The 8,502-nt window shown below is 57.8% G+C and carries 8 protein-coding genes; 5 read left to right on the top strand and 3 right to left on the bottom strand.

Going from position 1 to position 8,502, the window contains the following annotated elements:
* The first annotated feature begins 21 nt into the window (after positions 1-21).
* The gene (locus tag HY2_RS10490) at positions 22-1,335 is read left to right on the top strand and encodes a polyhydroxyalkanoate depolymerase (protein WP_051594914.1); all 1,314 of its coding nucleotides are present in this window, start codon (positions 22-24) and stop codon (positions 1,333-1,335) included.
* On the opposite strand, the gene HY2_RS10495 is transcribed toward HY2_RS10490, so the two are convergent.
* Both HY2_RS10495 and HY2_RS10500 read right to left on the bottom strand, forming a co-directional pair.
* On the bottom strand, positions 1,332-1,991 hold the full coding sequence (locus HY2_RS10495) for a hypothetical protein (protein WP_034827372.1): 660 nt from the start codon (positions 1,989-1,991) through the stop codon (positions 1,332-1,334). The genes HY2_RS10490 and HY2_RS10495 overlap by 4 nt on opposite strands.
* A 154-nt stretch (positions 1,992-2,145) precedes the next feature.
* Positions 2,146-2,937 (bottom strand): ZIP family metal transporter, encoded by a 792-nt coding sequence (locus HY2_RS10500; protein ID WP_158534016.1) that lies wholly within the window; start codon positions 2,935-2,937, stop codon positions 2,146-2,148.
* A gap of 176 nt (positions 2,938-3,113) precedes the next feature.
* On the opposite strand from HY2_RS10500, the gene HY2_RS10505 reads away from it, so the two are divergent.
* From HY2_RS10505 to HY2_RS10520, 4 genes are read left to right on the top strand one after another with little or no spacing between them, the layout of a single operon-like run.
* Complete coding sequence (locus HY2_RS10505) at positions 3,114-3,797, top strand: ZrgA family zinc uptake protein (RefSeq protein WP_034827373.1); 684 nt, start codon at positions 3,114-3,116, stop codon at positions 3,795-3,797.
* Entirely contained in the window at positions 3,794-4,489 is a 696-nt protein-coding gene (locus tag HY2_RS10510; RefSeq protein ID WP_034827375.1) for an ABC transporter ATP-binding protein, read from the top strand. Before HY2_RS10505 ends, HY2_RS10510 begins: the two co-directional genes overlap by 4 nt.
* Positions 4,486-5,754 (top strand): ABC transporter permease, encoded by a 1,269-nt coding sequence (locus HY2_RS10515; RefSeq protein WP_034827378.1) that lies wholly within the window; start codon positions 4,486-4,488, stop codon positions 5,752-5,754. The genes HY2_RS10510 and HY2_RS10515 overlap by 4 nt, the downstream gene beginning before the upstream one ends.
* Before the next feature lie 51 nt (positions 5,755-5,805).
* A complete protein-coding gene (locus tag HY2_RS10520) occupies positions 5,806-6,525 on the top strand; it encodes a DUF3299 domain-containing protein (protein ID WP_034827379.1) in 720 nt (239 codons plus the stop codon).
* Between the two features lie 98 nt (positions 6,526-6,623).
* On the opposite strand, the gene HY2_RS10525 is transcribed toward HY2_RS10520, so the two are convergent.
* Positions 6,624-8,502: autotransporter family protein (locus HY2_RS10525; protein ID WP_146617197.1), on the bottom strand; the 1,879-nt coding region annotated here is incomplete at its 5' end.

Below are 8,502 nucleotides of genomic sequence, written 5' to 3' on the forward strand. Positions count from 1 at the left end.
ACATGGAAGGCTTGTAATCTGATGCTTTACTCGCTCGTTGAAATGAATCGTGCCGCGATGGCGCCTGTTCGCCTAGCCGCCCGCGCCAGCCGCGCCGCGCTGAATTCGCCCTTTAATCCCATAAGCAACACAGATTACGGTAAATCCCTGTCTGCAATGGCAGACGTGTTTGAAAGTGCCACCCGCTATTATGGCAAGCCAGAATGGCGCATCGACAGCGTAAAAATCAACAGTGCGCCTGTGCCCGTCATACCGACTGTCGCCTGGCATTCGCCATGGTGCAATCTGGTCCATTTCCGCAAAAATCCTGCCGCATTGGCAGCTGCGCGCGACGCAAAGCGCCTTGACCCTCAGCCCCGCATGGTGATCGCGGCGCCGCTGTCCGGCCACTATGCCACGCTTCTGCGCGGCACGGTGGAGGCGTTCCTGCCCACGCATGATGTCTACATCACGGACTGGCAGGATGCCCGTATGAGCCCGGTCTGGCTCGGCCGTTTCGATCTTGATGATTATATAGACCATATCCGCAGCATGCTGACCCATGTAGGTCCCGGCGCGCATGTGCTGGGCGTGTGCCAGCCGGGCCCGCCGGTTCTGGCTGCGATTTCCATGATGGCCGAGGATGATGATCCGGCCCGCCCGGCCACGATGACGTTCATGGGCTCTCCCATTGATTGCCGCCAGAGCCCGACGGTGCCGAACCAGTTGGCGGAAGAACGCCCCCTATCCTGGTTTGAAGAGAACATGATCCACACCGTGCCAGCGCCGTATCCCGGCGTGTTCCGCCGTGTCTATCCGGGCTTTGTGCAACTGGCCTCCTTTATGAACATGAACTGGTCGCGCCATGTCGATGCGCAGTGGAAGTTCTTCAACCATCTGGTCGATGGCGACGGCGATAATGCCGGCAAGCACCGCGAATTCTATGATGAATACCTGTCCGTTCTGGATCTGACGGAGGAATTCTATCTGCAAACCATCGTTCGCGTATTCCAGGAACACCATCTGGCACGCGGGATATTCCGCTATCGTAGCACACGTCTGGTCAAGCCATCCAAGGTGCGCGATGTCGCGCTGATGACGGTGGAAGGCGAGAAGGATGACATTTCCGGAATCGGTCAGACACAGGCAGCGCATGATCTGTGCAGCAAGCTGCCGGATGATATGAAGGCGGACTATATCCAGCCGGGCGTCGGGCATTATGGCGTGTTCAATGGCAATCGCTTCCGCACGGAAATCGCCCCGCGTGTGACCCAGTTCACAAAACGGTTCACGATGCGCGATGCGGATGAAGCCGCCGCCGAGAGACTGGCAGCAATCAATACCCGCGCAGCCTAACGCTCTGTCAGGCTGGGCAGCATGTTTGCCAGTTCGCGGCACTCTGTCTGAGGGCCGCCAACCACATTGACCTGCATCGGGTCCGGTGCGTCGAGATAGTCATTCAGACGCGAAACTGCCTTCTCCTTGGCGCTATCCAGCGTGATACCGGCCTTGGATTTTGCAAGGGTTTCCTTAGAGGTGCAGGACTGCAGCTCCAGCGTGGAATTCCCCCCTGCCCTGGCCTGATGCAGCAGAACCGAAGACGGCAGGTCCAGCCCATCCGGGACAGCCACCCACAAGGCAGATACTTTCGCCATCTCGATCGGATGGCGCAGACGCACTTCGTAGATCACGCCCTTATCCATATGGTGCACAGAGAAATCGGCCAGACCGGCATCGTGCAAGCCGCCGAGCCAGCTGGAGATCGCTGCATTGCGGGCCTGCTTGGCTGCGGCGCCCCGGCCTGCCGCGACATCCAGATACACCTGACGCGCTGCGGGTGTTTCCATGGCCGGAAGTGGATGTGGAATCAGGACGACGCTGCCTGGCAAAATCTGGACATGGTCGCTCTGCAGCAAACTGGCAGAGGCGAGATTGCCCTGTCCCTGAGAGCCGACCAACCCGAAAACGAGGGCTGAACAGCCCAGATATGTCAGTCTTTTTAGCTGCCACATGGCACACCATCCCTTTTTATCAGGACAGTTTAGGCACCAAGCGGTTAGGAAATCCCTTTCATCCGCTTGTAAGGTTAAAGCCGCCCGTAAAGGAGAAAAACCTGCAAGCATCATGCCGCTATGGCTGGCATCGACCTGATGAAAAGCCCGCGCCCTAGCGGATCGGCTCGGGCAATGGGTGCGGGGCCTGCATGAGTTCGTGGGAATGATCATGGTCATCTGCGTCTGTGTGTTCATGGTCATGAACCGGCAGAAGAGAAATGACGACAGCCGTCAGAACCCCGATGCTCAATGCAAGCAGGCTGCGCAAAGGGGGCTCTCCCTTGAGCGGCTCCATCAGCGGGCCGGTCGCGACATAGAGCAACAGGCCTGCAGACGCTGCGAATAGAGACCCGACCACATCCGGCCCCATGAGATACATGAACGGCGAAGAGATCAGAACGCCCAGCGGGGTGGTTGCGGAGGCCGCAAGGAAGGCAAAAAGGAATGACTGGCGGTTGCTGAAAGAGTGCCGGCGCAGAATGGCAAAGGCGATCACGCCTTCCGGGAATTCATGCAGGATCAGGGAAACCGCAGCATACACACCGGACGAGAAACTGCCCGCAAAGGTAACCGAATAGATGACCCCATCCAGCAGGGAGTGGATTGCGATGGCAATGATTGGCGTAATCGCAGCAGATCGCGCCAAGTCAGGACGTTCCGGAAAGAATGTGTGCAGGGAAAAGTGGAGCACCAAGCCGCCAAGAAATCCAGCTAGCATGTAAACCGGCGCATTCTGGCTAAGCTTGAACGCTTCCGGGGCAATGTGCAGCAGGCTGAGCGTGATCAACATGCCAGCCGCCGCCAAGCCCATCACGGCAGAAAAGCGCGCGCTCCAGTCCCCGCGTGTGGACACGGCAATCAGCCCGATCGTGGTCACAAAAGCCGCGATCAAGCCAAAGAACATGGGGGCTTGCATAGAAGTGAACATATATGAGTCAGTCAAATAGGCAGAATAGGGGCGTGCGGCCGGTAACCGCATCTGCGGCCTTGCGGAAAATGTTATATGGTATCATTACAGGGCTTGCGAGCAGATTTTTTTGCTTTACGCAGTTCACCGGACAGGATGACTGGAGCGTTTGAATGAACAAGACATCTGGCCGCGGAGCTGGCCTGCTTTGCGTTGGCGGATTGCTGGCCCTGCTGGCCGCCTGCAATCCCTCTTCCGAACACATCTCTCAAGAGGCTTCATCCGCCGAGATGGCGCCGATGACAGCGGAAATGCCGGATGCCCGCGGCGCACCTTCCGCGATGGAAGACGCAATTCATGATGAGACTGCGGACATGCATGATACGCATTCTGAAGATCACTCAGAAGAACATTCTGACGCTGAGGCAGAACATCATGACCACGCTGGCGGCGAAGCCCATGTCCATGGCACCGCAGAACTGGCCGTTACCCAAGAAGACAATTTCATAACGATAAATGTTGATGCACCGCTAGCGAACTTCGGCCTCTCTGAGGCCACGAAAAAGAAAGATACCGACTTCGAGCAATATGCCGAGGGCCTGACAGAATTGATGGGCGATGCGCGGTGCGACCTGGTCGAGCGGTCAGCCGCGATCCGCCGCAATGGCGACCACGCCGCCCTGACCCTGTCAATTGTCTGGGATTGCCGCCGCCCCAGCCGTCTGGACGGCTTGATGTTCACAGGATTTGATCTTTATCCCGGTTTTGAAAAAGTCTCCTCCGTGTTTCTTGGAGCTGACAAGCAAACATCTGCCACCCTGACCCCTGCCAGCCCGTTCCTGCCCTTATCCCAGTGACTGATCTCGTAATCTCGATTGAAGAGCTGCGCTTCTCTTGGCCCTCGGGCGGAGAGGTGCTGAATATTGAGCGGTTTGACCTGAACGCAGGAGAGCGCCTGTTCCTGCGCGGACCCTCCGGGTCCGGGAAATCCACCCTGCTTGGTCTGATTGCCGGTGTGCTGGAGCCTAGCGCGGGACACGTAAACGTGCTGGGCAAGGATATGGCAAAACTGCGCCCTGCGAGCCGTGACCGCATTCGGGCTGACCATCTGGGTGTCATCTTCCAGATGTTCAATCTGGTGCCCTATCTGTCCGTCGTAGGAAATGTCACCCTGCCGCTGAAATTTTCTCCGGCACGGCGCAAGGCCATTTCGGGGGACACTGACGAGGAAGCCCGGCGCCTGCTGGCCCGGCTTGGACTGACGGACACGGCGCTACTGGACCGCCGGGTGTCTGACCTCTCCGTCGGGCAGCAGCAGAGGGTTGCCGCTGCGCGCGCCATGATCGGCGGGCCGGAGATCGTGATTGCGGACGAGCCAACCTCTGCGCTGGATGCAGATGCGCGCGACCGCTTCATCGAATTGCTGAGCGAGGAAGCCGCCTGCACCGGCGCAGCGCTTCTGTTTGTCAGCCATGATGCCAGCCTTGCGCGTCTGTTTGATCGCGCCGTGGATTTGAGGGAGATCAACAAAGCGGGGGCCGCGGCATGAACACCATCCTCTCCCTTGCCTGGAAAAGCCTAATGAACCGCAAGGGGTCTGTCATCCTGACCCTGGTCGCAGTGGCCCTATCCGTCGCTCTATTTCTGGGGGTCGACAAGGCCCGAACCGGGGCCCGTGAAGGTTTTGGCAACACGATTTCCGGCACGGAGCTGATCGTCGGGGCACCAACCGGCAGCGTGAACCTTCTGCTCTATTCCGTATTCCGCATGGGAAATGCGACCGCGGAAATCTCCTGGCCAACTTATCAGAAGATTGTCCATCGCGAGGATGTTGACTGGGCGGTGCCCATCTCACTGGGCGACAGCCATCGTGGCTTCCGCGTCATGGGAACAACAACGGACTATTTCGACCATTACAAATACGGTCGGAACAAAGATCTCATTATCGCAAAAGGCAAACGCTTTGATGATTTGTTCGATGCGGTAATCGGCGCTGATGTGGCCAAGGAGCTTGGCTATGACATCGGCTCTCCTATGGTACTGTCACATGGGCTGGGCAAAGCCAGTTTGGGCTCAGGCCACGACAATCGTCCCTTCCGCGTGGTTGGCATTCTGGCCCCGACAGGCACTCCTGTGGATCGCACCGTGCATGTTTCCCTGGAGGCGATTACGGCGATCCATGTCGGCTGGGAAACCGGGGCAAAAAATCCGCTGGCTGACACGATCTCGGAAGAGATGATCCGCAGCTTTGATCTAACCCCGAAAACGGTCACGGCCATCTTCATCGGGCTGAAACGCAAGGGAACCATCCTGACGACACGGCGCGCCATCAACACCAATCCCGGTGAACCCCTGATGGCGATCATCCCCTCCCAGGCGCTGGCAGAATTATGGAGCGTGACTGCAATGGCCGAGCGCGCCCTGCTGGCTGTCTCGGTCTTTGTCATCGCAGTCGGGATTGTTTCCATTCTGACCTCCATCCTGACGAGCCTGAACGAACGACGGCGCGAAATGTCCATTCTGCGCGCAGTCGGCGCACGGCCGGGTCATATCTTTGCCTTGCTGGTGCTGGAAGCAGGCTTGGTGGGGTTCCTTGGTGCCCTGATCGGAATTGCCCTGATCCATCTCATCCTGAGCATTGCAGGCCCGATGATCACGGCGCATTATGGCATCTCCCTGATGGGCACAGGCCCTGGACTGACGGACCTCTACACACTTGGGGCCGTTACGCTGGCCGCCTTGCTGGCCGGGGCGATCCCTGCCTGGATGGCTTTCCGGCGCTCATTGGCCGATGGCTTGTCCGTTCGATTGTAAACCGCTTAACCCCTCTGGCACGATACACCTACAGACTTTAGACTGGTCATCATGAAACAGATCCCTTCCCTTCTCTCCGCAGCTGCCGTCGCGGCTCTGATCACCGCCTGCGGGCAGTCCACCACGGCCCCGGAAGCAAGCGCAGAAACGCCCGCCCCGGAATCCTCGCAAGCCAAGACCAGCAAGTCTGACGGTCCGCAAGTGGGTGACAAAATTGGCGAAAGCGACGTAGAGCGTCAGGCTGCAAAGGACGCATCCATCGCCGCCAAGGCGGCTGAACAGGCCCGCAAGCAGGAAGAAATCAAGGCGCGCGGCGTCACCGAGATTGGCTGGGAAGACCTGATGCCGGAAGGCGAGGAAGAGCGCCTAGCCAAAATGTATCAAAGCCAGATGGCCATGCTATATGGCGGAGGCGGCATCGCGGAAGGTTCCGCAGCTGACACAATGATGCAGATTGGCACCTTCAATACGGTCAAGGAACTGGACGGCAAGAAAGTCCGCATTCCTGGCTATACGGTCCCGTTTGAATATGGCTCCAAGGCACAGATCACGCAATTCCTTCTGGTGCCATACTTTGGCGCCTGCATTCACTCTCCCCCTCCCCCGCCGAATCAGACGGTCTTCATCTCAACCGAAGACCCGATACAACTGAAAGATCTGGCGCAGGCTGTCTGGGTAGAGGGCGTGCTTCATACCAAGACGCAGGAAAGCGATCTGGCCGATGCAGCCTACACGCTGGAACTGACGCACATCGAAAGATACGAATACTAGACAGGATGGACCTGTTCAGGCCCACTCCCTGATAATAAAGTATAAAAAAGCCGGCTGCATCTGTCTGCAGCCGGCTTAGTTTTGGGGGATGTCAGGGCTTACCAGGCCACATTCACACCGATCATGAGCTGTTGGGCATCATAGTTCGGGCTGTTGTAGCGGCCAGTATACTCGATCTCGACACCGATACGATCCGTCACATCGCGGCTGGCACGGACACCGTAATTATAGGTATCCAGACCACGATTCACAGACACCGTCTGCCAGATCGCATTGCCGAGACTGACTTCACGTTTAACTCTCGGGTTGGCCCCCAAGTCGCGGGTCCAGTTCCCAAAGAGAGCAAAGTCTGTTTTCGCAACCGTGTGGGCAATTTCTGCACCCAGTTTGGATTGCAGCGTGCTGCGGGACTCTCCGCCCACAGACAGCTGGGTGAAGTCCAGATCACCTTGCTCGTCATAGGCATCAACATTGGAGATGGCTGTACGCACGCCGGCGATGGCATAAGCACTAGTGCCACCGCGTTCGAGCACCTTGTAGCGAGCCTCGGCCTGTGCATGCAGGACCTTAATGTCCTGTTTGGCGCGGGAGTGGCTTACAATCGTGCCCAGTTCCGTCGTCCGGCTGACCTTGGCAGAAGCATTGGTGTAGCCCACCAGGCCAGACAGGGTCAGACGTGTCGTCACGGCGCGGCTACCATAACCGTACAGGGACAGCATATGGTTCGTGGCACCGTCTGCCGTGTCATTGTAAAGCTCCACAGTCTTGTAACTGCCTGCAATGCCGGCTTTCATGCCTTCCTTGTTCAGCAGCGTGGCTCCAACCGTGATGCCATAGACATCCTCGTCAAAGCCCCATGTGTAACCGTCTGGATCATAGCTGGCCCCGCGCGCTTCAGCACGTGTCCAGAGACGTATCCCATTATCCAGTTGCGTAGACAGCCCACCAACACCTCTGTCGCCGCGCGCTGCGGAGATGATCATGTCGTCGGAGCCGCCAAGAACAGATTCCGTACTCTCAATGATATGCGCATGCATGTCGCCCGACAGGGACCCTGTGGCACGGGCCACCTGCGTCTCATTCAGGCCGTCAAACCGGTCCAGAAGGTCAGACAGTTCACCGCTTGCATTCTGACCATTGGCTGTTGCGTAGTCGATGGTCAGGCCGGTTATGACAGCATTACCGCCCATAGTACCGTCCATGGCCGCCATGCCCAGACTGTTGGCCACAAGGGCAACCTGCACGGAGTCGTCATTATAGATGACTTTGAGACGCGTGTTTGCAGCAAGACCAGACGTAGGCTGAACAATGTCATTGAATGTGCCCACAACACTGTCTGCTGTCACGACGGTAAAAATGTCACCCATAACAGGCGTGTAGTTGTTGTTGGCATCACCTGAAATACCGCGCAGAATCGGATTGATAGAGCCCGCAGCCGTGAAGGTTGCGCCCTCGCCGGTCAGAACCAGGCGATCATAGCTGCCGGCTCCACCGGCAACCGAGTACACATTGCCGTCAATCTCGGTCAGGAAGATTGATCCCTCATTCAGGGTCACATCGCCGGACACATAGAGCGTACCCGGAGAATTACCCGGCGACAGCTCACCACCGGACAGAACCATGATGCCGCCATTGATGCCGCCGACGCCTTTGAGGGTTGCGCCATTCGCAACAGTCAGCATGTTGGATCCGAACACGCCATTTACGCTGAGCGTACCTTCATCGACATAGCTGCTGCCTGTCATCTGGCTGTTGCCCGTCAGCATCAGCATACCTGCACCCAGCTTGCGCAAGCCGCCTGTGCCTGTCATCGCACCGCTGAAAGTGCCCGATACGGACTGAGCAAACTCAACCATACCATTGTTGAATATGTCACCCTGAATGGAGGACGTGGTGCCGACCAGCGTACCGGGGCCGACTAGGGTGCCGCCTGCATAGCTATTATTACCGGTCAGAACCAGACGCCCAGATCCCGAA

The organism is Hyphomonas pacifica (assembly GCF_000682675.1).
Classification (GTDB): domain Bacteria; phylum Pseudomonadota; class Alphaproteobacteria; order Caulobacterales; family Hyphomonadaceae; genus Hyphomonas; species Hyphomonas pacifica.